This is a genomic window from Halomonas sp. YLB-10 (assembly GCF_003856855.1).
GTDB classification, from domain to species: Bacteria; Pseudomonadota; Gammaproteobacteria; order Pseudomonadales; family Halomonadaceae; genus Halomonas; species Halomonas litopenaei.
This window is the reverse complement of record NZ_RRCU01000007.1, coordinates 80,996-106,961: the sequence shown is the minus strand read 5'-3', so window position 1 is coordinate 106,961 and position 25,966 is coordinate 80,996. Positions and strand designations below refer to the sequence as shown.

Here is a 25,966-nt window from a genome sequence, read left to right as displayed (position 1 = left end):
GGTTAGTCGATTCAAGCACTTGAAAAACAAGGCGTTTAGAGAAAAGACTCTAGTCAAGATGTGCGGCAAGCGCACGGCAGAATGCTCGCCAGGCAGCCTCCATGGCAGGCAGTGACGAGCGCGCGTGCAGGGCGCCGTGCAACATGCCCTCGGCCATATGCACACCGACCTGGTGGTGGCAGCGGCGCCATTCATCCAGTGTTGCCAGCAAGGGGGGCGTCAGCGGGTCATGCTCCACGGCCAGGCACTCGATGGCCCGGCTGGCGGGCAGGTCGTCGCCGATCCGGCGAGCCTGTTCGGCGATCATTGACCAGGCTGCCAACACGTCCTGACGGCTGAGCAGCGGCGCGTCCGGTCCGAGGCTTGTGTCGCTTGGCGTGCCGAGCAGCGGGTAGACCAGGCCCAGGGGGCTGTCGTCGGCGGCACGCCTGGCGGCGTCCAGCACCAGCCGGGCACCGGCGCTGTCGCCGACCAGGGCAACAGGCGCAAGCCGCCGACGGACCACCTCGACGTCGTCGAGCAGCGCGAGATAGCACGCCTCGGGCATCAGCCGGTAGTTCAGGCTGACGACCTCTCGCCCGAGGGCCTGGGCAAGACCGGCGGCGACACCCTGGTGGCTCTCTACCGAACCGATGGTGAAGCCGCCGCCGTGGGCGTAGAGCACGACGCCTTCGGCGCCGAGGTGCGGTCGATAGCGGCGCACGCCGACGCCGTCGATGACCTCGTCGGTAACTGCGATCGTGGCCGGTACGGGGCCGGCGAAGCTGGCGCAGAGCTCGTCGTAGTGGCGCCTCGCCTGGTTCATCGGCATCGTCGCCATGGCGTCGAGCCCGGCCTGGAAACGTTCGGCGAAGTCATCGATGGTCATGGTCTGGTGTTCCCTGGCCGAATCTGCGCTGATGGCGCCGTCAGCGTCGGACGATGCCGATACGCCGCCCGAGTCCCTCGGGAGCGGGCGATGAGATGACCGGCAGCGCAGCGATGGCGGTGTCCACCGCCTCGGGGAAAGGTCCCGGGCGCCCGCTGTCGAGGTCGATGCCCATCAACATCTGTTCGCTGGTGGCCAGCAGCTGTTCGCCGCTGTACAGCTCGAACCACAGATGCAGGCGCTTGGCGTCACGATCGACCAGCGCGACCTCGACCTGAAGGGGCTGCCCCTGGTGGGCCTCGCGCAGGTAGCGCAGGTGGGTCTCCAGGGTGTAGAGGGTGTAGCCGTGCCGGTGGCGCCCGGCCTCGTCGAGGCCGATGTGCTCCATCAGGGTGTCGACCGCCAGGGAAAACACCCTGGCGTACTCGGCGTCGTTCATATGGCCGTTGTAGTCGACCCAGTCAGGCTTGACGTCGGTGTCGAGCAGCGCCATCAGATGCGCCCCTCGAGGCCTTCCGCCTCCGGCCAGTACTTCTGGACCAGCCCGAGCAGCTCGACCAGAAAGTCGTCACGACGGCGATCCAGCTCGGACACGCTGCGACCCGCGGCCTGGTGCTCGCAGCCCTCGACCACCCGATCGATCAGCTCGTCGGTCAGCTCCGGGGCCTCGAGCTTGGTCCAGGGCAGCTTCAGGGCGGGGCCGAACTGTTCCAGCATGTGGCGCATACCCTGATCGCCGCCGGCCAGATGGAAGGTCAGGAAGGTGCCCATCAGTGACCAGCGCAGGCCGCAGCCGTAGACCACGGCGGCGTCGATCTCTTCGGTGGTGGCGACACCGTCGTTGACCAGATGCAGGGCCTCCCGCCACAGCGCCTCCATCAGGCGATCGGCGATATGCCCTTCGATCTCGCGATGCACCACCAGCGGGCGCATGTCGAGTGCCTGGTACAGCGCCTGGGCCCGCTCGGTGTGCTCGGCCTGAGTGGCCTCGCCGCCGACCAGCTCGACCAGCGGCAGCAGATACACCGGGTTGAAGGGGTGGGCGACGATGACCCGGCCGGGCGCGTGCTGACAGCCCTGTTGCAGGTCGCTGGGCTTGAAGCCCGAGGTCGAGGAGCCGATCAGCACCTCAGGCGGCGCCGCGGCGTCGATCTGGGCCAGGATGCTGCGCTTGAGCTCGAGGCGCTCGGGCACGTTTTCCTGGATCAGGTCGGCGCCGTCCACTGCGGCTTCCAGCGAGGTCGCAAAGCGCAGGTTGTCGGGGCTTGCGCCCTTGGCCAGGCCGCGTTTTTCCAGTGACGGCCAGGCATTGTCGACGAAGGCACGGGTGCGTGCCTCGGCCTTGGGGTCGGGGTCAAAGGCGGCAACACGCCAGCCGTTGGCCAGGGCTCGAGCGATCCAGCCGTTGCCGATGACGCCGGTACCGATGACGGATAGCTGTTTCATGCATCACCTCCAGCGCTGTCGCCGGCGATCTGACCGGTGGACGGGTCGCGCAGCTTGAGGAACTTGCGGGTTTCGGCCGGGGTCATCACGTTGGCGCCAAGGTGGTTGATCATCCGACCGGCCTTCTCGACCAGCTGGGCGTTGGAGGCCAGTACTCCCTTTTCCAGGTAGAGGTTGTCCTCGAGGCCGACGCGGGCGTGGCCGCCGAGCAGTACCGCCTGGGCGGCCATGGGCATCTGGTGGCGACCGATGCCGAAGGCCGCCCAGTTGGCGTTGGTCGGCAGCTTGTTGCGCATGGCCAGCATGGTCTCGGTGTCGGCCTCGGCGCCCCAGGGGATGCCCAGGCACAGCTGGTAGAGCGGGTCACCGTCGATCAGGCCTTCCGCCTGGAGCTGGCGGGCGAACCATACATGGCCCAGGTCGAAGCACTCGAGCTCCGGCTTGACCCCGGCGGCCTGCACCAGGCGGGCGTGTTCACGCAGCCAGTCGGCGGAGTTGACGTAGATCATGTCGCCAAAGTTGAGGCTGCCGCAGTCCAGGGTGCACAGCTCAGGCAGCAGCTCGCCCACCGGCTCATGGCGCTGGGCCGGGGTCTGGATGTCGGTGCCGGGGCCGCCACGGGTCGGATCCTGGCTGTCCGGAATCCAGTCCCCGCCACCGCCGGCGGTGATGTTCATGACGATGTCGGTGTCGGCCTCGCGCACCCGCTCCATCACCTCGCGGAAGTGATCCAGCGAGTGGCTGACGCCACCGGTCTCGGGGTCGCGCACGTGGATGTGGGCGATGCTGGCGCCGGCCTTGGCGGCCTCGATGCAGTCGTTGGCGATCTGCTCGGGGGTGACCGGTACCTTGTCGCTCTTGGCGGTGGTGTCGCCGGCGCCGGTCACGGCGCAGGTCAGAATGACGTTGCGGTTCATGATGCTCTCCTCGTCGTGAATGGGCGCAGTGTGGCGAAGATGACGGCCTGTCACTTGGCGCCAACCGTCGTTTTGTTGACGTCATGCGACATCCTTGGTGTCGCTGCCAATCTGTGCCAGAACCGGCGTGATGAGGAGGGTAGGGAGAGTGCGAGGAAAGGATTCGGCAACGAGCGCCACCAAGTAGCACGTTCATCGACGTATCCCTTCACCTCTGTATTGGAATAGAGACCCATGACCGACTTTACTCAGCACGATCTGTCCAGCGCCCCCGAAAAAAGCCGCCCCCTGCTCGAGAAGGCGCAGAAGGAGATGGGCATGATCCCGGCCCTGTATAGCGTGATGGCCGAAGCGCCGGGCGTGCTGGAGGCCTACCAGCGACTGCATGAGCTGTTTCTCGCCTCGAGTTTCGATGCCGCCGAGAAGACGGTGGTATGGCAGGCGATCAACGTCGAGCATGATTGCGAGTACTGTGTGGCAGTGCACACGGCGGTGGCCGGCATGATGAAGGTGGACCCCGCCATCACCCAGGCGCTGCGCGACCAGCAGCCGCTGGAAGACGCTCGTCTGGAGCTGCTGCGCCAGACCACGCTGGCCATCGTGCGTGATCGCGGACGTCCGGATCCGGCCGTGGTGGAGCACTTCATCGAGGCGGGCTTCACCCGCCAGCAGCTGCTGGACATCGTGCTGGGGGTGAGCCAGAAGATTCTGTCGAACTACGTGAATCACCTGGCGGACACGCCCATCGACGACGCCTTCAAGCGCCACGCCTGGACGAAGGGGGTTGCAGGTACCGACGCGGCGGCCTGATCGAGGGGGCCTTCACCGGCGACGCAGTGGCGGGCAGCCAAGCGGCAGACTGCTGTTTGCATAGGCAGTAGGCAACAACGACCGCCGCTGGAAAAGGCCAAGGGTAACAACGGATATTGGCAAGAGCCGCTACTGGTAAAAACGAATAGTGGCAAGAGCCGATATGCCCAAGAGCCGATAGCAGAAGCACCAAGGGCGCCCGCTGGGCGCCCTTGGCTTATCTGGCTGGTGTCAGAGACCGCCTGGCTATTTACCGCCTGGCTGTTGATGGCTGGAGATATCCAGACAGCACCGTCGGTCGCTCGCTTTAGACCTCAGGCGCTGGCGTGAAGGTCGGCAGCGCCGACACCATAGAGATCAAAGGCCAGTTCACGTCCGGTGGTGGTGAGCACCAGCCGCCCCTGGCTATTGTGTGCCACCAGCGCCTGGCGCAATAGGCGGCGCAGACGCGAGGCCTGGGACCGTGAGCGGGTCAGGGAATCGAGCCGCTCGGCGCTGAGTCCGCGACTGGGCTGGGTGATCGCCTCCAGCACCTCGCCATCGCGGTAGAGATCCTCGATGAAGGCGGTGAGGTCGATGCGCTGGGCGGTGTCGTTGTGATCAGCGGTGAGGGCCATGGTCCCATCCCGAATAAGAAGATGGGACCAGTATACGACAATCGTCGAATTAGACCAAAGTCTATAAGCGCGTCGACCAGGATCTCAGCCGTTGACCTGACCCAGCATCAAGAACTCCAGCAGCGCCTTCTGGGCGTGCAGGCGGTTACCGGCTTCCTGCCAGACGACCGCGCGGGGATCGTCGAGCAGGGTCTCGCTGATCTCCTCACCGCGGTGGGCCGGCAAGCAATGCAGGAACAGCACGTCCTTGGCGGCGGCGTCGAGCATCGCTTCTGTGACCTGGAAACCGGCAAAGTCCGCCTCGCGACGAGCCTGCTCTTCCTCCTGACCCATGGAGGCCCAGACGTCGGTGGTGACGAGGTCGGCGCCGGCCACGGCGGTCATCGGGTCGCGCTCGATCACCACCCGATCACCGGCGGCGGCCAGGATGTCCTCGCGGGGGTCGTAGCCCTCGGGGCAGCAGATACGCAGCTTGAAGTCGAACTGGCGCGCGGCGTTGATCCAGGAGTGGCACATGTTGTTGCCGTCGCCGATCCACACCGCGGTGCGGCCCTTGACGCTGCCGCGCAGCTCGGTCCAGGTCATGACATCGGCCAGCAGCTGGCACGGATGGTAGTCGTCGGTCAGGGCGTTGATCACCGGTATTTCACTGGCGGCGGCGAATTCCTCGAGACCCTGGTGGGAAAAGGTCCGGATCATCACCGCATCGACCATCTCCGAGAGCACTCGCGCGGTGTCACCGATGGGCTCGCCGCGCCCCAACTGGGTGTCGCGCGGTGACAGAAACAGAGCGTGCCCGCCAAACTGGGCCATGGCGGTCTCGAAGGACACCCGGGTACGGGTCGAGGATTTCTCGAAGATCATCGCCAGGGTGCGGTTGGTGAACGGCGTGTAGGTGGGGCCGTGGGCCTTGAGGCCGTTCTTGATGGTGATGGCGCGCTGGATGAGGTAGCGCAGTTCATCCTGGCTCAGGTCCAGTAGGGTCAGGAAGTGGCGGGTGGCCATGGCATCTCTCCAACGAGGTAAAAAACGACCATCCTAGCCAGCCCCGAGGGGATGCGCAACGCGCCGCCGGGCCGTACAATGCGGCCATGCAAAGGCCGAGTGTGGCCATCGGGTATTGCCTCCTGCGAGGTAGTCCGCCGGGGCCGCATTGAAAATGGGGCGGGATGCCCCCATTGTCCCGGTCTGCGTCACTTAGCAAGGGCGAGCAAGCCAAGCCCGTTTCAACGAGGAGCCGTGATGAGTACCACCGTCGAGAATATTCAGCGCCAGATCAGCGAAAATCCCATCCTGATCTACATGAAGGGGTCTCCGCAGCTGCCGCAGTGCGGCTTCTCCGCCCAGACCGTGCAGGCGCTGATGGCCTGTGGCGAGCGCTTTGCCTTCGTCAACGTGCTGGACAACCCCGACATCCGCGCGGAGCTGCCCAAGGTGGCCAACTGGCCGACCTTCCCGCAGCTGTGGGTGGAAGGCGAGCTGGTCGGCGGCTGCGACATCGTCGTCGAGATGCACAACAACGGCGAACTCGAGCCGCTGGTCAAGCAGGCCGCCGAGCGTGCCCGCCAGAACGAGGAAGGCGCTGCAGACTAAAGAGCGCTGTTGGTGGCCGTGCGCCCGCCAGGCCAACGCCTTTCCATAAGGCGTTGTCCGGTGGGACCGCGTCGACCGGCTGCCGCGAAAGCTTCGCACCTGCGATAAAGGCCCCGATGGTCATCGACCATCGGGGCCTTTATCGTCTTGAGACTTTGGCGGCCGAAGGGGATCAATCCTCCTCCATGCCTTGCTCCTGCTGGGCCAGCCGCCATCCTCCCAGGTCCTTGTAGCGATTGACCATGGCGCAGAACAGCTCGGCGGTGCGCTCGGTGTCGTAGCGGGCCGAGTGCGCGGCGTTGTTGTCGAACTCGATGCCGGCGGCGCGACAGGCTCGGGCGAGCACGGTCTGGCCGTAGACCAGGCCGGCAAGCGAGGCGGTGTCGAAGCTCGAGAAGGGGTGGAAGGGGTTGCGCTTGATCTCGCAGCGATTGACCGCGGCGTTGAGAAAGCCGTGGTCGAAGGCGGCGTTATGACCCACCAGGATGGCTCTGGTACAGCCGTGGGCCTTGATCGCCTTGCGCACCGGTCGAAATATCTCGCCAAGCGCCTCGGCCTCGCTGACCGCCACCTGCTTGCGCAGCGGGTCATCGAGGCGGATGCCGGTGAAATCCAGCGCTGCCTGCTCCACATTGGCACCGGCAAAGGGTTCGATGTGGTAGGCGAAGGTGGCGTCGGGCAACAGGTTGCCCTCCGGGTCCATGGTCAGGGTGACGGCGGCGATCTCCAGCAGGGCGTCGGATTCCGGGTTGAAGCCGCCGGTCTCGATATCCACCACCACCGGCAGAAAACTGCGAAAACGTTGCGCCATGAGTTCGCGGGCGATCAGCTCGCTCATGCACCTCTCCTTAGTCGGGCCGTGTGGGGTCAGGGGGCCTGGTGTTGGCAGGCCGAAACGGCGAAAGTCTAGCAGTTTGGGGCAGCGGCGTCCCGTGGCCGGTATTCGGCACCCCAGATGCACGCTATAATCGGCGCTCTTCGGGCGTTATTCGCGCCGCGAATGCGTTGGTCACACCATGGTTGGTTACAAGAAGGAGCCCCTAGCATGTCCGATGTAAAGAAGGTCGTGCTCGCCTATTCCGGCGGACTGGACACATCCGTCATCGTCAAGTGGTTGCAGGAAACGTACGACTGCGAGGTGGTGACCTTCACCGCTGACATCGGTCAGGGCGAGGAAGTCGAGCCTGCCCGTGCCAAGGCCGAGGCCCTGGGCGTCAAGGAAATCTACATCGAGGACCTGCGCGAAGAATTCGTGCGCGACTACGTCTATCCGATGTTCCGCGCCAACACCATCTACGAGGGCGAGTACCTGCTGGGCACCTCCATCGCCCGTCCGCTGATCGCCCGCCGCCTGATCGAGATCGCCAACCAGACCGGTGCCGACGCGATTTCTCACGGCGCCACCGGCAAGGGCAACGATCAGGTGCGTTTCGAGCTTGGCGGCTATGCGCTCAAGCCCGGCGTCAAGGTGATCGCCCCGTGGCGCGAGTGGGACCTCAACTCCCGCGAGAAGCTGATGGCCTACTGCCAGCAGCACGATATTCCGGTGGACTTCAGCAAGAAGAAGAAGTCGCCGTACTCCATGGACGCCAACCTGCTGCATATCTCCTACGAGGGCGGCATCCTCGAGGATCCCTGGGCCGAGGCCGAGGAAGACATGTGGCGCTGGAGCGTGTCGCCGGAGGCCGCTCCCGATACCCCGACCTACGTCGAGCTGACCTTCGACAAGGGTGACATCGTGGCCATCGACGGCGAGCCGATGAAGCCCCACGAAGTACTCGAGAAGCTCAACAAGCTGGGTGGCGACAATGGTATCGGCCGTCTCGACATCGTCGAGAACCGCTACGTCGGCATGAAGTCCCGCGGCTGCTACGAAACGCCCGGGGGCACCATCATGCTGCGTGCTCACCGCGCCATCGAGTCGCTGACACTCGACCGCGAAGAGGCCCACCTGAAAGACGAGCTGATGCCGAAGTACGCCGAGGTGATCTACAACGGCTACTGGTGGAGCCCCGAGCGCCGCATGCTGCAGGCGGCCATCGACGAGACCCAGAAGAACGTCTCCGGTGTGGTGCGCATGAAGCTCTACAAGGGCAACGCCATCGTCGCCGGTCGCCGCTCCGACGAGTCGCTGTTCGACGAGTCCATCGCCACCTTCGAGGATGACCAGGGCGCCTACGATCAGAAGGACGCCGAAGGCTTCATCAAGCTCAACGCCCTGCGTCTGCGCATCGCTGCCGGCAAGGGTCGTCGTCAGGACTGAGTGGTAACGTCGCGCGACAGGCCAAAGGAGTTCCCATGCTGAAGCAACTGTTCGGAGCGCTGTTCAAGGGGGACGGCAAGTCGTCGTCCCGGGTCGCGCCCGAGGCCGAAGCGGTCGAGTACCGTGGTTACCTGATCATCTCGCAACCCGAGGAGCAGGGCGGTCAGTTCCGCGTCAGCGGTGTCATCCGCAAGCCCATCGAGGGCGGCGAGACCCTGGAGCATCGGTTCGAGCGATCCGACCTGGTGCTGGGGCGCGAAGCCTGTGACGCCCTGATGCGGCAGAAGGCCGAACGCTACATCGATGAAGTCGGCGACGAGATGTTCGAACCGCGCTGATTGCTCACCGCGACAACGGCGCCCTCCGGGGCGCCGTTTGTGTCTGTGGGGCGGTTGTTTCAGGCAGGTCGCCGCCGCACCCGTCAGCCCAATCAATACGCCCCGGCCCATGCCGGGGAGAGCCGCACCTCAGGCCATTGCCTGTCTCAGGGAAAGACCCGGCTCAAGGCATGACTCGTTCCAAGGAGAGTCCCATGATCGTCGTGCACCATCTGGAAAATTCGCGTTCACTGCGTATCGTCTGGCTGCTGGAAGAGCTGGGCGTGGACTACGAGATCCGCCAGTACGCCAGAGATCCGAAGACCATGCTGGCACCCGCCGCACTCAAGCAGGTGCACCCGCTGGGCAAGTCCCCGGTAATCACCGATGAAGACGCAGGTAGCCGCGTGGTGGCTGAGAGCGGCGCCATCATCGACTACCTGCTCAGGCGCTTCGATACCGAGCATCGACTGTGGCCGGAGCCGTCAAGCGCCGACACCACCGACTTCGTGTTCTGGATGCACCACGCCGAGGCCTCGGCCATGCCGCCACTGGTCATGAATCTGGTGTTCAGCCGACTCGGCAAACCGCCGGTGCCGGCGCTGATGCGGCCCCTGGGCCGGCTCTTTGCCGAGGGCGTGCGCAAGCAGTATCTGGGGCCGGAGATCCTCCGTCTGATGGACTTCTGGGAGCACAGCCTGGAAGGGCGAGAATGGTTCGCGGGCGAGCGCTTCAGTGCCGCCGACATACAGATGAGCTTCCCGCTGCTGGCGCTGGAAGGTCGTGGCCAGCTGGGCGACCACCCGCAGCTTGGCGCCTTTGTCGAGCGCTGTCGCCAACGGCCCGGCTATGTCCGCGCCGTCGAACGGGGAGGCGAACTGTCGCTGTAACCTGGTGCGGAAGGACGCTCGCGCATCGTCTGGCAGAAAGGATCCTGTGGGTATGGCCGAAGGACCGTCTGGGAAGGACCTTGTGGGAGAGACCGTCTGGGAAGGACCTTGCATGAGGAGCGTGACAGTAGGGGCGTGCACGAGGGGTATGTTACCAAGCGCCTTGCCTGACAAGGCATTGCGCCTGCTCCGTTGCGCGGCATTCGCTGGAGCGAATATTCATGTCGGCAAGTTATGAGCATGAAAATTATTATTCATTACAAGCATATTGAGTTTGCTGCTCCGAGCGGGATAATGGGCGTCAACACCCACCTAGGAGGTCAAGATCATGCTGAGGTCCCTGACATTTGCCGGTGCCTTGCTGGTGGCAGGCTCCGCCCAGGCGCTTGAGGTCGATCCGCTGGTCAGCCCCGCCTGGCTGAGGGAGCATCTGGACAACGATAATCTGGTGGTGCTGGACATTCGCTCCAGCATCGACAATGGCGGCGATCGCTCGAGCTTCGAAGGCGCCCATATCCCGGGCAGCCTGTACTCGAGCTATACCGAAGACGGCTGGCGCGAGAGCCGTGACGGCGTCACCGGGGTGATGCCGCCGGTGTCGAGTCTACAGCGGCTGATCGGTGGGCTCGGTATCGACAACGACGATACCGTGGTGCTGGTGCCGGCGGGCACGGGTGCCACCGACTTCGGCAGCGCGGCACGGGTCTACTGGACCTTCAAGGTACTCAGCCATGACCAGGTGGCGATACTCGACGGTGGCTTTGCGGGCTGGAAGGAACAGGGGCTGGAGGTCGCCAGTGACCCCGTCGAATATCCCGACCCGGTGCGCTTCGAGGGCGAACTGGACGAGTCGCTGCTGGCCACCACCGAAGAGGTCGAGGCCGCACGGGAGTCCCAGGGACAGCTGGTCGACGCTCGCCCCGAGGATTACTTCAAGGGGGACAATCAGTCGCCGGCGGCGGCGGCCCCTGGCACTATCCCGGGTGCCTTGAACCTGCCTCACCAGAGCCTGCTGGCCAACGATGGCGGCGCCTGGCGTCTCGACACCGCCCAGGTGACCTCGCGGATACAGGCGGCCGAGCTGGACGCCAGCGCCAAGACCGTGGCCTTCTGCAACACCGGCCACTGGGCCGCCACCGACTGGTTCGTGCTCAGCGAAATCGCCGGCTTCGACAATGTGGCCCTGTATGACGGCTCCATGGCCGAGTGGACCCAGGACGAGTCACGCCCGTTGGCGGTGGCCAAGCAGGGACTGGGCAAGGTGCTCGACGCCCTGGGCCTTGGTGACGACTGATCGCCCTGAGGCTCCGGTTGGCGCCTTGTTAAAGCGTCGATTTCGCGCAATTGCTGCGCCTTTGCTACGTTGTCGTTGCCTCGCTTCTGCGTCCGTGCCGGACCTGTTGCTGGGTGGCAGGGTTTGATGCTATCGCCACGCCGCCGACCCCGGGTCGCCGGCGTGGCCCTCTCATCACGAGTAGATCACTACCATGACACAGACTTCCGCTGCGGCCCCCGTCCAGGGCCGCCTTCCTGTCGATCGTTTCGTCGTCGGCGTGGCCCTGGCCGGGATGCTGATCCTCGGCGGGCTGGTGTGGCTCGAGACCGCTCCTTTCCTGGTGGCGCTGTTCGGCGTCGGTATCGCGCTGGGGATGGCGCTCTACCATGGGGCCTTTGGCTTTACCGCCGGCTGGCGCAACCTGGTCACCAAGCGTCGCGGCGCCGGCATGCGTGCCCAGTTGATCCTGTTTGCATTGACGTCTGCGCTGATGATTCCGCTGCTCGGCAGCGGTGAGTCCGGCATGGTGGGGGCGGTGGCGCCCATCGGCACCTCGCTGGTGGTGGGCTCCTTCTTATTCGGCCTGGGCATGCAGTTGGGTGGAGGCTGTGGCTCAGGCACGCTGTTTACCGTCGGCGCCGGCAACCTGCGCATGCTGGTGACACTTGCGTTCTTCATCATCGGTGCGGTGGTCGGTTCGATCCACCTGCCGTGGTGGCTCGACCTGCCGAGCCTGGACCCGATCAGCCTGATCGACAGTGTCGGGGTCATCGGAGCCATCGCGGTACAGTGGGCGGGGCTGGCGCTGGTGATGCTGTGGGTCAATCGCGCAGAACGCCGCGCCCATGGTTCGCTGGAACGTTCCGAGCTGCGCCTGGCACCTGCCGAAGGCGGGGTGCTGCGCACCCTGGTGCAGGGACGCTGGCCCTTCGTCTGGGCGATCCTGGTGCTGGCGATCGGCAACACCCTGACCCTGGCCATCGGCGGGGCGCCCTGGGGCATCACCTTCGCCTTCAATCTTTGGGGCGCCAAGGCGTTGCAGGCCATCGGCGTGGACATGAGTCAGTTCGAGTTCTGGACCTGGGACTACCCGGCCATGGCGCTGGCCGATTCGGTGCTGGTGAACATCACCTCGGTGATGAACTTCGGTCTGCTGCTGGGTGCCATGCTGGCGGCGGGTCTGGCCAATCGCTTCAATGAAGCCAGTCGCAAGCCCATCGAGGGACGTCAGTTCCTGGCGGCGATCATCGGCGGCCTGCTGCTGGGCTACGGTGCCCGCCTGGGCTTCGGCTGCAATATCGGCGCGCTGTTTTCGGGACTGGCCTCGGGCAGCCTGCACGCCTGGGTGTGGTTCGCCTGCGCCTTCGTCGGTTCGCTGGTGGGGATTCGCCTGCGCCCCTGGTTCCGGCTGCCCAACTGATCGACCGACCCACTGATCCATTGTTCAAGGTGATTCCCATGAAAGCCGCCTATCATCGAAGCCGCGTCATCGGTCTGTTGCTGGCGATTCTGGTATTGATCATGGCCGACCACCTGGCCAGTCCCACCTTCGCCTTCAACATGGGCGACGGCCACGCTCGCACCTCGCTGAACCAGCGTGACGCCAGCGCCTGTGCGCCCTGTGGGGCGCCGTGCCCGTCCACTCGCCAATAGGGCTTGCATGAAAAGTGCCTGCGCTCGGTAATACGGCGTTAAAAATCGGGTCAAAATGCTCATTTACGGCTTGTAAACTGCGCTTTCTCACCGATTTTTGCCTTGTCTAACCATCGCTCGCCGACTTTTCGTAGAAAGCCTGGAATTATGCCTGCGCTCGGTGACGTTCTACCGTCCAGGCACTGTTCGTCGGACAGTATTGGCCAACAAAGAGGCGCCCCTGCCATGGCAGGGGCGCCTCTTGTGGTCGTCAGTCTGACGGGGAGGCGATCATTCTCGTGGGTCCTGTTCGCGGCGGGGGATCTTCGGCCCCAGCGGCCCGAGCCACAGCCAGACCTGGAGCACCACCAGGATCGGTAACAGCCAGGTCGGCGCGCCCACCGTCCACACCAGCACCTGGTGGATCATGAAGGCGGTCAGGCCGCCGAGCAGGCCAAGCACCGGGAACATCAGTGGCCGCTCGGAGCCCGGGCGGCCACTTAGCCGGAACAGCGAGCCGGTGAAGGCGCCAAAGCTCACGGCCATGGCCAGCGGAATCCAGAGTTGCTGTAGCACTTCCTGCATCGTTAACCGCTCATGTTGAGACTTGGGCCCACAGGCTAACGCGTCTGGCCGCCGGCTGCGCTTGAACTTTGGCGTAATTCGCCTGGCTTTCGGCTTCCGGCTTCCGGCACGCATCCTTGGTGATGGGCGCTTTCGTCGGTGAGCGCTTTTGTCTGTGGTGCTGGGGGCCAGGACGGGCGAAAACCGTCGCTGGGTGCAGTCGCGGCCCATGCAAGGTCTAGATGTCGGTCTTGTCCTTGAACTCGCACAGATCCTCGATGACACAGCTGCCGCAACGTGGCTTGCGTGCCACGCAGGTATAGCGACCATGGAGGATCAACCAGTGGTGGGCGTCCTGGCGAAATTCGCGGGGGACGTGGCGCACCAGCCGTTCCTCGACCTCCACCACGTTCTTGCCCTTGGCGATGCCGGTGCGGTTGGAGACCCGGAAGATGTGGGTGTCCACGGCGATGGTGGGCTGGCCGAAGGCGGTGTTGAGGATCACGTTGGCGGTCTTGCGTCCGACCCCGGGCAGGGCCTCCAGCGCCGGACGGGTGGCCGGTACCTCGCCATCATGGCGCTCGATCAGCAGATGGCAGGTCTTCATCAGGTTTTCGGCCTTGGTGTTGAAAAGGCCGATGGTCTTGATGTGTTCCTTGAGCGCGTCGATCCCGATATCGATGATCGCCTGGGGTGTGTTGGCCACCGGGAACAGGCGAGCGGTGGCCTTGTTGACGCCGACGTCGGTGGCCTGCGCCGACAGCAGTACCGCGGCCAGCAGTTCAAACGGTGTGCTCCAGTTGAGCTCGGTGGTCGGCTCGGGATTGTGGGCCCGCAGGCGGGTAAAGATCTCGTGGCGTTTGGCAGCGTTCATGCTCGTCTCTTTGGTTGGCAAGCCAGGGGCTGAATCGACAGCGGGCCAGGCCGGGCGGATCTTCAGCGCACGACTCCGGTAACCCGCACCCGGCGTTCGTCCCTGGGCGTCCGGGTCGGCGCCGGGCGGCGGCGCTTCACGGCGTCGTCGATGGCGTTCTTCGCGGCGATCAGCAGCCCGGTGACCAGAAAGGCGCCTGGCGGCAGCACCAGAAACAGCATGCCGCCATCACCCGGCAGGTGCAGTGTCCAATCACCGGCTGCATCGCCCAGCAGCAGGTCCATGCCGGCGAACAGGGTGCCTTGCCCCAGCAGTTCGCGGATACCCCCGATCAACACCAGCATCAGAGAGAAGCCGAGGCCGTTCATCAGGGCGTCGAACAGGGCCGGCTTGAGCGGTTGGCGGGAGGCAAAGGCCTCGACCCGAGCCAGGATGGCGCAATTGGTGACGATCAGCGGCAGGAAGATACCGAGCACCTGGTAGAGCTCGTAGGCCAGCGCCGCCATGGCCAGTTCGACGCAGGTCACGAAGGCAGCGATGATCAACACGAAGGCGGGCAGGCGTACCTCAGGGCGTACCTGGTGGCGCAGCGCCGAGGCCGAGGCGCTGGCGCCGAGCATCACCCCCAGGGTGGCGATCCCGAGCCCCAGGCCATTGACCACACTGCCGGTGACGGCCAGCAGCGGACACAGGCCGAGCAACTGGACCAGGGCGGGATTGTTGCTCCACAGCCCCTTGATGGCGATGTCACGAGCGTCGCTGCGGGTCATGGACTGGGCTCCTGGTTACTGGCGTCTGGCGTATCACGCGGCGACCCTGCAGTCAGCACCGCTTCGTTCACTGCCTGGATGACGGCGCGAGAGGTGATGGTGGCACCGGTCAGGGCCTCGATGGCGCCCTGCGGGGCCAGGTCCAGCTGGTGGCGAGCGAGGCCTTCGAACTGATCGATCCAGGGACCCTTGCGGCGCTCGATGGCGTCGCCGAGACCCGGCGTCTCGCGGTGATCGACGACGCGCACTGCCGTGACACGCCGCTGCGGTGTCAGTGCTACCAGCACCTCGACGGGGCCTGCGTAGCCGAGCGCTGACGAGGGTTGCAGGGTGGCGAGCAGCGTGCCGCTTTCGTCCAGCGCCTGCCAGCCTTGGTCACCGGCCGGCGCCGGCACCAGCCTGGCGGTGCCCTGAGGCGCCAGGCTTTGCAGCAGGGCGTCCTGGTGGGCCTGGCGATTGGCCTCGATACGCCCCTCGCTGAGTGCCTGGGTCAGGCTGACCGCACCCAGGGTTACCAGGGCGAACAGGGCAAGTTTCACGGCCAGTGTTCGCGGAGCCGACGTGTTGCTATCAGGGCTATTCATCAGCGCAGTTTATCAGTGCTTTCCAAGTGAGGCGGTCGTCCATCAGCGTTCTTGACCAGGGCGGTGTCGCTGGCTAGCCGTCATCGTTGTGCCTCCGGGTGGCTCGAGCATTCGATGACCGGTCGGGCACCAGCTGGTCGAGCAGGGGGGCGGCCAGGTTCATCAGCAGCACGGCGAAGGCCACGGCGTCAGGGTAGCCGCCGTAGGCACGGATGATCATCGTCAGGGCGCCGATGCCGGCACCATAAGCCAGGCGTGCACGACGACCGCTGGCGGCACTGACCGGGTCGGTGACGATAAAGAAGGCGCCGAACATGGCCGCGCCCCCGAGCAGGTGGAAGCCGACTCCGCCGCTGGCCGACAGTTGATCGAACAGCCAGGCGAGCAAGGCCATGGAGGCGAGCATGGACAGCGGCAGGCGCCAGTCGATCAGCCGGCGGTAGAGCAGGTAAAGACCTCCGGCCAGCCAGGCCAGGGCGACGTTGCGCCAGGCCTCCAGCGCCGCTGGTGCCACTAGCTCGGCTGCGGCGCGATGGCGGTAGGCGTCCAGCGGTGTGGCACCGCTCAGCGCATCCAGTGCGGCTGGCGGGTGCTGTCCCAGCCAGCGTGCCAGCCAGGTCGAGGGCTCGACGGCGTCGGGGCCGAATAGCCCCGAGGGTGCGGGCCACAGGCTCATCTGGGTGGGGAAGGACACCAGCAGCAGGGCGTAGCCCACCATGGCGGGGTTGAACAGGTTTTGGCCGAGCCCGCCGTAAAGGTGCTTGGCCACCGCCACGGCGGCAAGCGAGCCGATCAGGATCAGCCACAGGCTGGTGCCCGCCGGCAGCGCCGCACCCAGCAGTACCCCGGTCAACAGGGCGCTGCCATCAGCGATGGTCGGCGAGACGGGCCGCCGACGCGCCACCAGCATCATCGCCTCGATCAGCACACAGCAGGCCGCTGCGGTGATGACGTTGGTGACGACGCCAAGGCCGAAGAACCAGCTCTGGGTGATGAGTCCGGGCAGGCAGGCCAGCGTCACCCGACGCATCAAGGTAGCGCTGTCGTGTCCACGGCGAGCGCTGTCTGCGCTGGTGTGGCGGTGAAGGTGGCTCATGGCCGGGTTTCCTCCTGACGGGCGGCCTTGAGTCGTGCATCGGCGGCGGCGAGGTGCTGTCTGGCGGTATCCAGCTGAGTCTCGAGGTCGGCGAGGACATCCGCCGATTGCTGCTGCTGGGCGGCGCGCTCCAGCGCCTTCTCAGCCTTGCGTGCCGCGGCCTTGGCGGCTGCCTGGGCGATGCGCAGGCCACGCACGTCCGGGGCGCTGGCAGCGCCTTTTGCACCGGCTGAGCTATCCTCGGCGCTGCTTGCGTCACGCTCCTGGCCGCGCCGGGTGGCGGCCTGACGACGGGCCTGGCGACGTGCTTCACGCTCGGCCGCCTCGCGCTGCTCGCGGGCCTGGCGTGCCTCGAAGCGGTGGCGGGCCTGGTCGGCCCGGGCGCTCTCGGTGCGCGCGGTGCGCAGGCGCTGCTTGGCCTCGCCGAAGCCGTTGGCCAGCGGCAGATGGCTGGGGCAGACGTAGTCGCAGGCGCCGCACTCGATGCAGTCGAACAGGCCGTTTGCCTCGGCCTTGTGGTCTTCGCCTGCCTGGGCGTGCCACCACAGCTGCTGAGGGGCAAGGCCCGCCGGGCAGGCCGGCTGGCAGTCGCCGCAACGGATGCAGGGGCGTGCGGGGGGCGGCGTCGGCAGTTCTGCCGCGTCAGCGGCGATCAGGCCGTTGGTGGTCTGGGTGATGGGTTGGTCAAGCGATTCGATCGCCTGGCCCATCATCGGCCCGCCTTCGATCACCCGAGACAATCTGGCGCGATCGAGGCCGGCGTCCTGCAGCAGGTAGTCGATGGCGGTGCCCAGGCGCGCGGTGACATTGCCGGGGCGTGCCAGTGCTCGGCCCGCCAGGGTCAGGGTGCGCTCGATCATCGGCTTGCCGAGCGCCACCGCGTCGTGGATGGCCGCCAGGGTCCCGGGATTGTGACACAGCACGCCGGCGTCCACCGGCAGCTGGTCCGAGGTGAGACGGCGGCCCAGCAGGCGCTCGATCAGCTGGCGCTCGCCGCCGCTGGGGTAGCGGGTGGGGATCACCTCGAGTCGTGCCGGACAGGGCAACTCGTTTAGCCGGGCCCGCACGGCGCTGGCCGCCTCGGGCTTGTCGTCTTCGATGCCGATGACAATAGAGGCGGCCCCGGTGGCATGGGCCACCATTGCTGCACCGAGCAGCACCCGGTCGGTGTGCTGGCGCAGTGTCTGGTCATCGGCGCTCAGGTAGGGTTCGCACTCGGCGGCGTTGACCACCAGGGTATCGATGCCCGCCTGGCGTGCCGCGCGGACCTTGAGATGCGCCGGAAATCCGCCGCCGCCCATGCCGGCGATGCCGGCGTCGGCAATCCGTTGGATGATCTCGTCGGGGGCCGCGCCTTGCCAGTCGAGCGGCGGCAGCCAGTGGTGCTGTGAAGCGCCGTCGGCCTCGATCACCACGGCGGGCGGGTGTTGTCCGCCGGCGTCCGCCTCGTCGTGCATGAACAGCGCGCTGACGTGGCCCGAGATGCTGGCGTGCACCGGCAGCGCAAGGTGGCCGACGGCGCGTGCCACTGGCTCGCCGGCACGCACGTACTGGCCTGGCTTGACGATGGGCTGGACCTCTCGCCAGGGCTGGTCGCGGCCATCTTCCAGCAACAATGTCACCCTGGCCGGTAGCGGCGGCGTGCGTATGCCCAGGTCACGGGTCTGCGACTTGCGGGTAGGAGGCAGCACGCCGCCAGCGGGCCGGGTACCCGTCGCCAGTGATCGCCAGAGCCGCTCAAGTACTGCCATGAAGCGTCTCCGTGGTACGGTCGCTGGCGATGATGCCGGCGGTCCAGCGGGGTTGTGGCTCTCTTGGCAGCATGTCGATGCAGTCCACCGGACAGGGAGCGATACACAGATCACAGCCGGTGCATTCGTGTGCGATGACCGTGTGCATCATCTTCGAGGCACCGAGGATGGCGTCCACCGGGCAGGCCTGGATGCACTTGGTGCAGCCGATGCATTCATCTTCCCGAATAAAGGCCACCCGGGGGGTATCGTCGGCGTCGCCGTCGAGCGGCAGAGGTTCCCGACCAAGCAGTTCGGCCAACTCAAGAATGGTTGCCTCGCCGCCCGGTGGACAGCGGTTGATGGCCTCTCCCTGCTCGACGGCTTCGGCGTAGGGCCGACAGCCGGGATAGCCACACTGGCCACATTGGGTCTGGGGCAAAAGGGCGTCGATCTGCTCCACCAGGCCATCCTCGCCGTCCTTGAAGCGACGGTTCAGCCAGCCCAGCAGTCCGCCGCAGACGCCGATCAGCGCGACCATCAGGACCACGCCGACAAGACTCGTCAGGCTCATGGGGAGCCCCCGGTGGCAAGTCCGGTGAAGCCCATGAAGGCCAGCGACATCAGGCTGGCGGTGATCATGGCGATGGCTGCACCGCGAAACGGGCGGGGTACATCGGCGCCCGCCAGGCGTTCGCGCATGGCCGCCAGCAGGATCAACACCAGCGAGAAGCCCAGAGCGGCGCTGAATCCGTACAGCAGCGCATCGAAGAAGCCGCCGTCGCGACCCAGGCTCAGCAGCGCCACGCCCAGCACCGCGCAGTTGGTGGTAATCAGCGGCAGGAAGATGCCGAGCACCCGATGCAGCAGGGGGCTCAGGTGGCGGACCATGACCTCGGTGGCCTGGACTACCACGGCGATCACCACGATAAAGGCGATGGTGCGCAGGTACTCAAGATCCAGCGGCACCAGCAGATAACGGTGCAGCAGGTGACTGGCCGCCGATGACAGGGTCAGTACGAAGGTGGTGGCAAGGGACATGCCCAGCGCCGATTCCAGCTTCGAGGACACCCCCAGGAAAGGGCATAACCCGAGAAACTGCACCAGCACGAAGTTGTTGACCAGGGCGGTACTGACGAGGACGAGAAGAACGTCGGTCATGGAATGCACGAGGTAACGGCCGGCGGGCAGGGTCCCGCCGGCGCATGGGCTTGATGGAACCCCTTAGCTGACCCGCTGGCCGGGTTCTGCGCCACTGTGGGGTTCGAGCAGATAGATGCCGTCGTCGTTGCCAGCCGCCAGCACCATGCCTTCGGAAACACCAAAGCGCATCTTGCGCGGTGCCAGGTTGGCCACCATGACGGTCAGCTTGCCTTCGAGAGCCTCCGGCGAATAGGCGCGACGGATGCCGGCGAAGACCTGGCGGCTTTCGCCGCCGAGATCCAGCGACAGCTTGAGCAGCTTGTCGGCCCCTTCGACGTATTCCGCCTTGGCGATTCGGGCGATACGCAGGTCCACCTTGGCGAAGTCGTCGAAGCTGATCTCGTCGGCGATCGGCGTCTCGGCCAGCGGTCCCTTGGGCGTTTCCTTGAGCTTCTGTTCTTCCACCAGATCCTCCTTCGATGCTTCGATCATGGCATCGATACGATCGTTCTCGACCCGGGTCATCAGCGGCTTGAACTTGTTGACGGGGTGATCGCCCAGCCAGGTCTCGCGGCTGTTCCAGTCGAGGGTGTCGAGATTCATGAACAGTCTGGCCTGTTCGGCCATGGCCGGTACGACCGGGGCCAGGTAGACCATCAGCTGACGGAACAGGTTGATTCCCATGGAGCAGATGTCGAGCACTTCCTGCTCGCGGCCTGCCTCCTTGGCCAGCACCCAGGGGGCCTGGTCGGCGATGTAGCTGTTGGCCTCGTCGGCCAGTTCCATCACCTTGCGCATGGCGCGGCCGAACTCCCGCTGTTCATAGTAGTCGGCGATCTCGTCACCGGCGGCGATGAAGCGTGCCAGCATGTCCGGCTCGGCGCAGTGAGTCGACAGCTGCCCACCTCCGAGCTTCTTGACGAAACCAGCGCAGCGGCTGGCGATGTTGACCACCTTGCCCACCAGGTCGGCATTGACCCTGAGCGCGAAGTCCTCGAGGTTCAGGTCGAGGTCATCGACACGGGAGGTGAGCTTGGCGGCGAAGTAGTAGCGCAGGTACTCGGGATTGAGATGCTCGGCGTAGGTCGCGGCCTTGATGAAGGTGCCGCGTGACTTGGACATCTTGGCGCCGTTGACCGTGACGAAGCCGTGGCAGTTGACTGCGGTGGGGGTGCGCATCTCGGCCCCGTGCAGCATCGCCGGCCAGAACAGGGCGTGGAAGTAGACGATGTCCTTGCCGATGAAATGGTAGACCTCGGCCTTTGAGTCGCGCTCCCAGTAGCTGTCGAAGTCCAGCCCCTCACGCTCGCACAGGTTCTTGAAGCTCGCCAGGTAGCCGATCGGAGCGTCCAGCCAGACATAGAAGTACTTGCCCGGCGCGTCAGGAATCTCGAAGCCGAAGTAGGGCGCGTCGCGGCTGATGTCCCACTCGTTGAATCCGGACTCGAACCATTCCATCAGCTTGTTGCGGATCTGCGGCTGGACATGGTCGTCCTTGATCCAGGCACTGAGGAAGTCGGCGAAGTCAGGCAGCTTGAAGAAGTAGTGGGTGGAGCTGCGGACTTCCGGGGTGGCGCCGGAAATAGCCGATACCGGATCGATCAACTCGGCAGGGGTATAGGTGGCGCCGCAGGCCTCGCAGTTGTCGCCGTACTGATCCGCGGTGTGGCACTTGGGACAGGTGCCCTTGATGAAACGATCGGCCAGGAACAGACCCTTGACCGGATCGTACATCTGCTCGATGTCACGGGTGGCGATGTGCCCCTTGTCGCGCAGGCGCTTATAGATAAGCTCGCTGAAGTGGCGGTTTTCCTCGGAGTGGGTCGAGTGGTAGTTGTCGAAGGCCACGCCGAAACGGGCGAAGTCCTGCTGGTGTTCGCGGGATACGCGGTCGATCAGCGCCTCGGAGGTGATGCCCTCCTGCTCGGCACGCAGCATGATCGCGGTGCCGTGGGCGTCATCGGCGCAGACGTAGTGGCACTGGTGGCCGCGACTCTTCTGGAACCGCACCCAGATATCCGTCTGGATGTACTCCAGCAGGTGGCCCAGGTGAATGGCGCCGTTGGCGTAGGGCAAGGCGCTGGTGACCAGAATCTGGCGCTTGTCGGGTGCGGTGATGGACATGGTGTGACGTGATATCCCGTTGAAAATCAGGCGACGATTGTAGCTAGGATCGAGGTCGTGTGCATCCGCTATCGTGCTTGGGCGCAGCCATGAAAAAGCCGTTGCGCAGACGGTGCATTGTCAGGAGGACGCCACCAGCAGGCCGACATGCTCAAGGCCTCGGTCCTTGAGGTGCAGCGCCTGGAGGCGGCTCATGACACCCTGGTCACAGTAGAGGAGATAGCGGGTGTCGGGATCAAGCGCATCGCTGCGGGTCGCCAGTTCATAGAAGGGAATATGATCGACGGGGCAGGCGAGTGGCCCAAGCGGACGGCGCTCGACGTCGTCCGGGGGCCGCACATCGATGACCCGGGTCGCCGTTCGGGCGAAGTCGTGGAGGCCTCCAAAGGAGACTTTTGCCAGAGGCTCCTGGGAGGGTGCGCTGACGCCTTTGGATACTGGCGCATCGACAGGCTGGCGAGTGGCGCTGGCCAGGGCGCGATCCAGCAGGTCGGCCGGTAGCCTGGCCTCTGCCGCCTGAAGTTCCTTCAGCGGCGCCTTGACCCTGGGGCGGCTGGACATCCCGCCGCAGTACTCGGGCATTCGGCTCGACGCCTCAGCGGTAGCGATCCGGTGGGCCTCATCGATGATGGTCTGCTTGTCATCGGTCAGCAGCGGTCGCAACACCGGCAGGTGGCTGGCGCGGTCGATCAGGCCGAGATTGGTCAGTGTCTGGCTCGATACCTGGGCGATCGCCTCTCCTGTCACCAGGGCGGGGATGCGCGCGCGTTGCGCGACTCTTGCGGCGGCCTCGATCATCAAGCGCTTGAGCACCAGCGACACCAGGCCATCAGGTACCTCGCGACGCAGTGTCTCGACCACTTCCTCGAAGGGAACGGTGATGAAGTTGGCCTTGTGGGAGGCGCTGTATCGTTGCCACAGGTCTCGGGTCAGCGCCTTGACCGCGCTTTCCTGTTCCTGTCCGCCAAAACGAAAGAGGACAAAGTGACACTTGATGCCGCGCCTGAGCATCCGATAGGCCGCCACCGGGGAGTCATAACCCCCTGACATCAGTACCAGTGCCTCTCCCTGGGTGCCTAGTGGAAAGCCACCGAGGCCCGGCCCAAGGTCGACTTCCTCGATCAAGGTGTCGCCATCGATCCGCAGTGGCATCACTACCTCCGGGGTGCTCAGGTCGACCCTGGCATCAGCAGCATGGGCGAGCAGCGCTGCGCCCAGCGCACGCTCTACCTCCACCGAACCGAAGTCGTGATGTCCCTTGCGCTTGACCTTGACCTTGAAGCGCTTGCCTTCGAGCTCCGATGCTCGTTCGCGTGCCAGTTGTTCGATGGTGTTCCGCCAGTCCCCAAGCGGCCTGTTACGTGTCCTGGCCACGCGCTGAACGCCCGGTATCCGGGTCATGCTTGCTTCCAGTGCCAGACGATCCCCGCGAGAAAGCTCCCGCGGAAGTCTTACGACAAGATGGTCCCATTGGGCAACGACCTTGGTCTTGGGCTCCTGGCGCCTGAGTGCATTGCGCAGATTGGTGGCCAGGCAGCGACCCATGTGGCGTCTCACCGAGGCGGACTTGGTGGCGATGTCGGCAGAAAGGGAAAGACGATATTCCATGGTGTGAACGCCGAAACTACGATGTAAGAATAGTAACCTTGATCCAGATCAAGTTTGATGGAGATCTTCGAGATTCCGCCGACGGCAGGGGGGCGATCGGCGGGGGGCAGGAAAAAAAGAGGAAAAAATGCGTCAGTACAGCGCTTTTTCTTCCTGTACGACCTCTTTGAGAAGCTCCAGGAAGAGCCGGTCGGCTTCGGAGTGCTCCTCGGCGCTGTCAGGGATATGAATGCTGGTGGTGTCCGAGATTTCGTTGGCAATGTCGGCCATGACGCCACTATCGCTGCCACTCTCCAGGTGCCGGCGGGCGATCTCTAGAGAGGTCTCCAGGACCTTGGGGTCCTGCAGCAACTTTTTGATAAAGCCGGTCAATTCATTGATGACACGGGTTTTTTGAATTTCGGATGAGGCCATCGGTGACTCCTTGGCTAGGCGCTTGATCCAAGGGATTACGATAGCATGTTTGTGGACTGCTACGGGACAGGTTTGCTGTAGGGCGATGTTGTGGATTCTGTCAAGTGGTGCCTTGCCTGACCATGATGACATTGAATGACGAGATGTTACCGAATGTGTTCGAATGTGAGAGGATTGTAGTTGTAACAGTAGTTGTGGCTGGATGGGATGTTAGCAGCGTTGGGGAAGCGCTCGACAATCGGCGCTACAGGGAAACTGCTCGCCCATCCCGGGGATGATGAGAATGGTAGCGCCGAAGCAGCACGGCTGGTCCTGCAGAATCCGGGGTTGTTGGGCTAGTTCGTTGGTACTAGATTCAACTGTACTGGCTGCGGCCATTGATAATTAAGGGAACACGAATGAAAACGATCCGCCGAGAACCTCGCTCTTCCATGGTGCGGCCGCTGGTCAGTGCCATCGCATTGGCCTCTACGTCAATGCTGATGGGGTCAGGAGTCATGGCCCAGGACGCGCAGACATTGCCGCCTGGCACGACATCGCCCGGTGCGGCGACCCTGCGTGACGTCGTGGAGCAGACCATCAATACCAATCCTGAGGTGCTGGCCGCCTGGAATGGTTTCCAGGCGGCGGGCCACGATGAGCGGGTGGCCTTTGGGGGCTATCTGCCTCAGATTGACGTCAACGCAGGCGTCGGCCTCGAGGATCGTCAGAACGATCAACAGGGCAGCTACGACACCGACTATGTCGAGGTGACGCTGAACCAGATGATCTATGACGGCTTCGCCACCGCCAGCGAGGTCGAGCGTCTGAGCCGGGCAGAACTGGTACGCTACTACGAGCTGCTGGGGGCGAGTCAGGACGCGGCGTTGGACGCAACTAATGCCTATCTTGATGTTCAGCGTTACCGCCGCCTGGTGGGCCTGGCCCAGGACAACTATCAGAAGCACCTGGAGGTCTACCAGCAGATCGAGGCCCGTGCGCTGTCCGGCGCCGGTCGTCGCGTCGACCTCGAGCAGATCAGCGGTCGTCTGGCACTGGCCGAATCGAATCTGATCACCGAAGCCTCCAACCTGCACGATGTGTCTGCGCGATTCCAGCGTCTGGTGGGCGAATTGCCGCCGGAAGCGTTGGCGCCGGCGCCGACCTTTGCCGAGCAGCTACCCGCTGACGTCGCCCAGGCGTTGCAGCTAGCCTACGAGGGTAACCCGGACTTCCATGCCGCCATCGAGAACATCGAGGCCGCCCGCGCCGAGCGTGAAGGCACCAAGTCGCCCTTCCATCCCAGGCTTGACCTGGTGGGCCGCAGTGGTACCTACAAGGGCAGTGACACCGACGGCGACTTCATTTCCGACAATGATCATGAAGACCGTCACAGCATCGAACTGGTGGGTAGCCTCAATCTGTATCGCGGCGGCAGCGACCTGGCGTCGTTCCGCGCCGCCAGTGATCGCGTCGAGCAGGCGGTCAATCTGCGTGACAAGGCATGCGTCGACATTCGTCAGACCACCACCATCGCCTACAACGACACCCGTCGTCTGCGCGACCAGTTGGAATACCTGAACGAGCACCGTCAGACGACCGATCGCGTACGCGGAGCCTACAAGCAGCAGTTCGATATCGGTCAGCGTTCGCTGCTCGACCTGCTGGACATCGAGAATGAGTACTTCGAGGCGAGTCGTGCCTATGTGAACGCGCAGTATGACGTTGCTCTGGCAGATGCGCGCACCCTGCGTGCCACCGGTAGCCTGCTGGAGGTGCTGGAGGTACGCAAGGATGGACTGCCGAGCCTCGCCGAGCTGGACAGCAACGGTGTGTCGATCACGCCGGATATCGTCTGTCCGGCGGTAGGTCCGCGGTCCTACAGCATCGAGGAGCTCACCGGCTCCACACGGGCTCCGGACGTCGTCATGCCTGCGGACGCTCTGTTCGAGATCAACAGCTACGTGCTGAGCGCGAGCGCCAAGCAGGAACTGAGTGCGTTGGCCGACCGTATCCGTGGCCGTAACGACCTGGTCCGGGTATTCATCGCTGGCCATGCGGACATCTCGGGTACCGATGCCATCAATGATCCACTGTCGCGTAATCGAGCGGCAGCGGTGGGCCAGTACCTGGTCAGCCAGGGCGTCAGTGCTTCGCTGATTGAAACCCGGGGCTATGGCTCGCATCGGCCTGTTCAGTCCAACGACACCGTCGAAGGTCGTCGCCAGAACCGTCGAGTGGAGATCACACTTGAACGCAGTGGCGAGAATCTGGACATGGGGGCATTGCCTGGTTCCGCCGGTGATGACAGTGTGTCCCTTGCCTGGGCGCGAGGGGAACACGGTCGCGGCCTGGAGGGCTAGAAGCTCAGTGGATGATCGCGTCCTCGCTTATCGGGGACGCCATTTCCCGGAATATGGATGCAACTGCCACGTTCTGGTCCTTGCATTG

27 protein-coding genes are annotated in these 25,966 nt (G+C 64.7%); 9 read left to right on the top strand and 18 right to left on the bottom strand.

Going from position 1 to position 25,966, the window contains the following annotated elements:
* Window positions 1-49: 49 nt before the first annotated feature.
* Genes EBB56_RS16105 through EBB56_RS16090 form a run of 4 tightly spaced genes read right to left on the bottom strand, consistent with a single transcriptional unit; the run spans window position 50 to window position 3,231 of the window.
* Window positions 50-868, bottom strand: a complete 819-nt coding sequence (locus tag EBB56_RS16105; protein ID WP_124804810.1) for an alpha/beta hydrolase fold domain-containing protein — start codon at window positions 866-868, stop codon at window positions 50-52.
* 40 nt (window positions 869-908) lie between these two features.
* The gene (locus tag EBB56_RS16100) at window positions 909-1,361 is read right to left on the bottom strand and encodes a thioesterase family protein (RefSeq protein ID WP_124804809.1); all 453 of its coding nucleotides are present in this window, start codon (window positions 1,359-1,361) and stop codon (window positions 909-911) included.
* Window positions 1,361-2,314 carry an L-carnitine dehydrogenase gene (locus EBB56_RS16095; protein WP_124804808.1) on the bottom strand — a complete coding sequence of 318 codons (954 nt, stop codon included), beginning with the start codon at window positions 2,312-2,314 and terminating at the stop codon, window positions 1,361-1,363. Before EBB56_RS16095 ends, EBB56_RS16100 begins: the two co-directional genes overlap by 1 nt.
* Window positions 2,311-3,231 (bottom strand): 3-keto-5-aminohexanoate cleavage protein, encoded by a 921-nt coding sequence (locus EBB56_RS16090; protein ID WP_108133355.1) that lies wholly within the window; start codon window positions 3,229-3,231, stop codon window positions 2,311-2,313. The genes EBB56_RS16095 and EBB56_RS16090 overlap by 4 nt, the downstream gene beginning before the upstream one ends.
* 234 nt (window positions 3,232-3,465) lie before the next feature.
* Between EBB56_RS16090 and EBB56_RS16085 the strand changes: the two genes are divergently transcribed.
* Window positions 3,466-4,041 carry a carboxymuconolactone decarboxylase family protein gene (locus EBB56_RS16085; RefSeq protein ID WP_124804807.1) on the top strand — a complete coding sequence of 192 codons (576 nt, stop codon included), beginning with the start codon at window positions 3,466-3,468 and terminating at the stop codon, window positions 4,039-4,041.
* A 314-nt stretch (window positions 4,042-4,355) separates the two neighbouring features.
* On the opposite strand, the gene EBB56_RS16080 is transcribed toward EBB56_RS16085, so the two are convergent.
* Together EBB56_RS16080 and argF are read right to left on the bottom strand one after the other, a co-directional pair.
* On the bottom strand, window positions 4,356-4,658 hold the full coding sequence (locus EBB56_RS16080; RefSeq protein ID WP_045994794.1) for a hypothetical protein: 303 nt from the start codon (window positions 4,656-4,658) through the stop codon (window positions 4,356-4,358).
* An 84-nt stretch (window positions 4,659-4,742) separates the two neighbouring features.
* Complete coding sequence (gene argF, locus EBB56_RS16075) at window positions 4,743-5,663, bottom strand: ornithine carbamoyltransferase (protein ID WP_124804806.1); 921 nt, start codon at window positions 5,661-5,663, stop codon at window positions 4,743-4,745.
* A 237-nt stretch (window positions 5,664-5,900) separates the two neighbouring features.
* Here argF and grxD point away from each other — a divergent pair, with 237 nt between their 5' ends.
* Window positions 5,901-6,251: a Grx4 family monothiol glutaredoxin gene (gene grxD / locus EBB56_RS16070; protein WP_045994792.1), complete on the top strand. Its 351-nt coding sequence runs from the start codon at window positions 5,901-5,903 to the stop codon at window positions 6,249-6,251.
* A gap of 172 nt (window positions 6,252-6,423) precedes the next feature.
* Here the strand turns inward: grxD and rnt are convergent, their stop codons facing one another.
* Window positions 6,424-7,089 carry a ribonuclease T gene (rnt, locus tag EBB56_RS16065; RefSeq protein WP_124804805.1) on the bottom strand — a complete coding sequence of 222 codons (666 nt, stop codon included), beginning with the start codon at window positions 7,087-7,089 and terminating at the stop codon, window positions 6,424-6,426.
* A 207-nt stretch (window positions 7,090-7,296) separates the two neighbouring features.
* On the opposite strand from rnt, the gene EBB56_RS16060 reads away from it, so the two are divergent.
* The 6 genes from EBB56_RS16060 (at window position 7,297) to EBB56_RS16035 (ending at window position 12,650) form a co-directional block, all read left to right on the top strand.
* Window positions 7,297-8,514, top strand: coding sequence for an argininosuccinate synthase (locus EBB56_RS16060; RefSeq protein ID WP_045994790.1), 1,218 nt, complete (start codon window positions 7,297-7,299; stop codon window positions 8,512-8,514).
* 35 nt (window positions 8,515-8,549) lie between these two features.
* Window positions 8,550-8,852, top strand: coding sequence for an HlyU family transcriptional regulator (locus tag EBB56_RS16055; protein ID WP_124804804.1), 303 nt, complete (start codon window positions 8,550-8,552; stop codon window positions 8,850-8,852).
* A 194-nt stretch (window positions 8,853-9,046) separates the two neighbouring features.
* Window positions 9,047-9,721, top strand: coding sequence for a glutathione S-transferase family protein (locus EBB56_RS16050; protein WP_108449420.1), 675 nt, complete (start codon window positions 9,047-9,049; stop codon window positions 9,719-9,721).
* A 328-nt stretch (window positions 9,722-10,049) separates the two neighbouring features.
* The gene (locus EBB56_RS16045) at window positions 10,050-11,015 is read left to right on the top strand and encodes a sulfurtransferase (protein ID WP_124804803.1); all 966 of its coding nucleotides are present in this window, start codon (window positions 10,050-10,052) and stop codon (window positions 11,013-11,015) included.
* A gap of 193 nt (window positions 11,016-11,208) precedes the next feature.
* Complete coding sequence (locus EBB56_RS16040; protein WP_124804802.1) at window positions 11,209-12,417, top strand: YeeE/YedE family protein; 1,209 nt, start codon at window positions 11,209-11,211, stop codon at window positions 12,415-12,417.
* A 38-nt stretch (window positions 12,418-12,455) separates the two neighbouring features.
* Window positions 12,456-12,650: a hypothetical protein gene (locus EBB56_RS16035; RefSeq protein WP_045994785.1), complete on the top strand. Its 195-nt coding sequence runs from the start codon at window positions 12,456-12,458 to the stop codon at window positions 12,648-12,650.
* A 270-nt stretch (window positions 12,651-12,920) separates the two neighbouring features.
* Here the strand turns inward: EBB56_RS16035 and EBB56_RS16030 are convergent, their stop codons facing one another.
* From EBB56_RS16030 to EBB56_RS15980, 11 genes are all read right to left on the bottom strand, one after another.
* Window positions 12,921-13,214, bottom strand: a complete 294-nt coding sequence (locus EBB56_RS16030; protein WP_045994784.1) for a hypothetical protein — start codon at window positions 13,212-13,214, stop codon at window positions 12,921-12,923.
* Window positions 13,215-13,431: 217 nt separating this feature from the next.
* On the bottom strand, window positions 13,432-14,067 hold the full coding sequence (gene nth, locus EBB56_RS16025) for an endonuclease III (protein WP_124804801.1): 636 nt from the start codon (window positions 14,065-14,067) through the stop codon (window positions 13,432-13,434).
* 62 nt (window positions 14,068-14,129) lie between these two features.
* Complete coding sequence (locus tag EBB56_RS16020) at window positions 14,130-14,837, bottom strand: electron transport complex subunit E (protein WP_124804800.1); 708 nt, start codon at window positions 14,835-14,837, stop codon at window positions 14,130-14,132.
* A complete protein-coding gene (locus EBB56_RS16015; RefSeq protein WP_185696463.1) occupies window positions 14,834-15,376 on the bottom strand; it encodes an RnfABCDGE type electron transport complex subunit G in 543 nt (180 codons plus the stop codon). The genes EBB56_RS16020 and EBB56_RS16015 overlap by 4 nt, the downstream gene beginning before the upstream one ends.
* A 118-nt stretch (window positions 15,377-15,494) precedes the next feature.
* Complete coding sequence (locus tag EBB56_RS16010; protein WP_124804798.1) at window positions 15,495-16,517, bottom strand: RnfABCDGE type electron transport complex subunit D; 1,023 nt, start codon at window positions 16,515-16,517, stop codon at window positions 15,495-15,497.
* Complete coding sequence (gene rsxC / locus EBB56_RS16005; RefSeq protein ID WP_124804797.1) at window positions 16,514-18,268, bottom strand: electron transport complex subunit RsxC; 1,755 nt, start codon at window positions 18,266-18,268, stop codon at window positions 16,514-16,516. The genes EBB56_RS16010 and rsxC overlap by 4 nt, the downstream gene beginning before the upstream one ends.
* On the bottom strand, window positions 18,255-18,821 hold the full coding sequence (gene rsxB / locus EBB56_RS16000; RefSeq protein ID WP_045994779.1) for an electron transport complex subunit RsxB: 567 nt from the start codon (window positions 18,819-18,821) through the stop codon (window positions 18,255-18,257). The genes rsxC and rsxB overlap by 14 nt, the downstream gene beginning before the upstream one ends.
* On the bottom strand, window positions 18,818-19,408 hold the full coding sequence (rsxA, locus tag EBB56_RS15995) for an electron transport complex subunit RsxA (protein WP_045994778.1): 591 nt from the start codon (window positions 19,406-19,408) through the stop codon (window positions 18,818-18,820). Before rsxA ends, rsxB begins: the two co-directional genes overlap by 4 nt.
* Before the next feature lie 63 nt (window positions 19,409-19,471).
* Window positions 19,472-21,514 (bottom strand): methionine--tRNA ligase, encoded by a 2,043-nt coding sequence (gene metG / locus EBB56_RS15990; protein ID WP_045994777.1) that lies wholly within the window; start codon window positions 21,512-21,514, stop codon window positions 19,472-19,474.
* A 120-nt stretch (window positions 21,515-21,634) separates the two neighbouring features.
* Complete coding sequence (gene thiI, locus EBB56_RS15985) at window positions 21,635-23,122, bottom strand: tRNA uracil 4-sulfurtransferase ThiI (protein WP_124804796.1); 1,488 nt, start codon at window positions 23,120-23,122, stop codon at window positions 21,635-21,637.
* Window positions 23,123-23,254: 132 nt separating this feature from the next.
* Window positions 23,255-23,536, bottom strand: coding sequence for a hypothetical protein (locus EBB56_RS15980; RefSeq protein ID WP_045994775.1), 282 nt, complete (start codon window positions 23,534-23,536; stop codon window positions 23,255-23,257).
* A gap of 398 nt (window positions 23,537-23,934) precedes the next feature.
* On the opposite strand from EBB56_RS15980, the gene EBB56_RS15975 reads away from it, so the two are divergent.
* On the top strand, window positions 23,935-25,878 hold the full coding sequence (locus tag EBB56_RS15975) for a TolC family outer membrane protein (protein WP_249742783.1): 1,944 nt from the start codon (window positions 23,935-23,937) through the stop codon (window positions 25,876-25,878).
* Window positions 25,879-25,966: the final 88 nt, after the last annotated feature.

Bases quoted from the DNA above. Each gene is read 5' to 3' on its own strand.
- EBB56_RS16060 (WP_045994790.1), top strand. From the start codon at position 7,297: ATGTCCGATGTAAAGAAGGTCGTGCTCGCCTATTCCGGCGGACTGGAC.
- rsxA (WP_045994778.1), bottom strand. From the start codon at position 19,408: ATGACCGACGTTCTTCTCGTCCTCGTCAGTACCGCCCTGGTCAACAAC.
- EBB56_RS15980 (WP_045994775.1), bottom strand. From the start codon at position 23,536: ATGGCCTCATCCGAAATTCAAAAAACCCGTGTCATCAATGAATTGACC.
- EBB56_RS16105 (WP_124804810.1), bottom strand. From the start codon at position 868: ATGACCATCGATGACTTCGCCGAACGTTTCCAGGCCGGGCTCGACGCC.
- EBB56_RS16100 (WP_124804809.1), bottom strand. From the start codon at position 1,361: ATGGCGCTGCTCGACACCGACGTCAAGCCTGACTGGGTCGACTACAAC.
- EBB56_RS16085 (WP_124804807.1), top strand. From the start codon at position 3,466: ATGACCGACTTTACTCAGCACGATCTGTCCAGCGCCCCCGAAAAAAGC.
- rnt (WP_124804805.1), bottom strand. From the start codon at position 7,089: ATGAGCGAGCTGATCGCCCGCGAACTCATGGCGCAACGTTTTCGCAGT.
- argF (WP_124804806.1), bottom strand. From the start codon at position 5,663: ATGGCCACCCGCCACTTCCTGACCCTACTGGACCTGAGCCAGGATGAA.
- rsxB (WP_045994779.1), bottom strand. From the start codon at position 18,821: ATGAGCCTGACGAGTCTTGTCGGCGTGGTCCTGATGGTCGCGCTGATC.
- thiI (WP_124804796.1), bottom strand. From the start codon at position 23,122: ATGGAATATCGTCTTTCCCTTTCTGCCGACATCGCCACCAAGTCCGCC.
- EBB56_RS16010 (WP_124804798.1), bottom strand. From the start codon at position 16,517: ATGAGCCACCTTCACCGCCACACCAGCGCAGACAGCGCTCGCCGTGGA.
- metG (WP_045994777.1), bottom strand. From the start codon at position 21,514: ATGTCCATCACCGCACCCGACAAGCGCCAGATTCTGGTCACCAGCGCC.
- EBB56_RS16045 (WP_124804803.1), top strand. From the start codon at position 10,050: ATGCTGAGGTCCCTGACATTTGCCGGTGCCTTGCTGGTGGCAGGCTCC.
- EBB56_RS16030 (WP_045994784.1), bottom strand. From the start codon at position 13,214: ATGCAGGAAGTGCTACAGCAACTCTGGATTCCGCTGGCCATGGCCGTG.
- EBB56_RS16050 (WP_108449420.1), top strand. From the start codon at position 9,047: ATGATCGTCGTGCACCATCTGGAAAATTCGCGTTCACTGCGTATCGTC.
- grxD (WP_045994792.1), top strand. From the start codon at position 5,901: ATGAGTACCACCGTCGAGAATATTCAGCGCCAGATCAGCGAAAATCCC.
- EBB56_RS16020 (WP_124804800.1), bottom strand. From the start codon at position 14,837: ATGACCCGCAGCGACGCTCGTGACATCGCCATCAAGGGGCTGTGGAGC.
- EBB56_RS16090 (WP_108133355.1), bottom strand. From the start codon at position 3,231: ATGAACCGCAACGTCATTCTGACCTGCGCCGTGACCGGCGCCGGCGAC.
- EBB56_RS15975 (WP_249742783.1), top strand. From the start codon at position 23,935: ATGAAAACGATCCGCCGAGAACCTCGCTCTTCCATGGTGCGGCCGCTG.
- nth (WP_124804801.1), bottom strand. From the start codon at position 14,067: ATGAACGCTGCCAAACGCCACGAGATCTTTACCCGCCTGCGGGCCCAC.
- EBB56_RS16035 (WP_045994785.1), top strand. From the start codon at position 12,456: ATGAAAGCCGCCTATCATCGAAGCCGCGTCATCGGTCTGTTGCTGGCG.
- EBB56_RS16040 (WP_124804802.1), top strand. From the start codon at position 11,209: ATGACACAGACTTCCGCTGCGGCCCCCGTCCAGGGCCGCCTTCCTGTC.
- rsxC (WP_124804797.1), bottom strand. From the start codon at position 18,268: ATGGCAGTACTTGAGCGGCTCTGGCGATCACTGGCGACGGGTACCCGG.
- EBB56_RS16055 (WP_124804804.1), top strand. From the start codon at position 8,550: ATGCTGAAGCAACTGTTCGGAGCGCTGTTCAAGGGGGACGGCAAGTCG.
- EBB56_RS16080 (WP_045994794.1), bottom strand. From the start codon at position 4,658: ATGGCCCTCACCGCTGATCACAACGACACCGCCCAGCGCATCGACCTC.
- EBB56_RS16095 (WP_124804808.1), bottom strand. From the start codon at position 2,314: ATGAAACAGCTATCCGTCATCGGTACCGGCGTCATCGGCAACGGCTGG.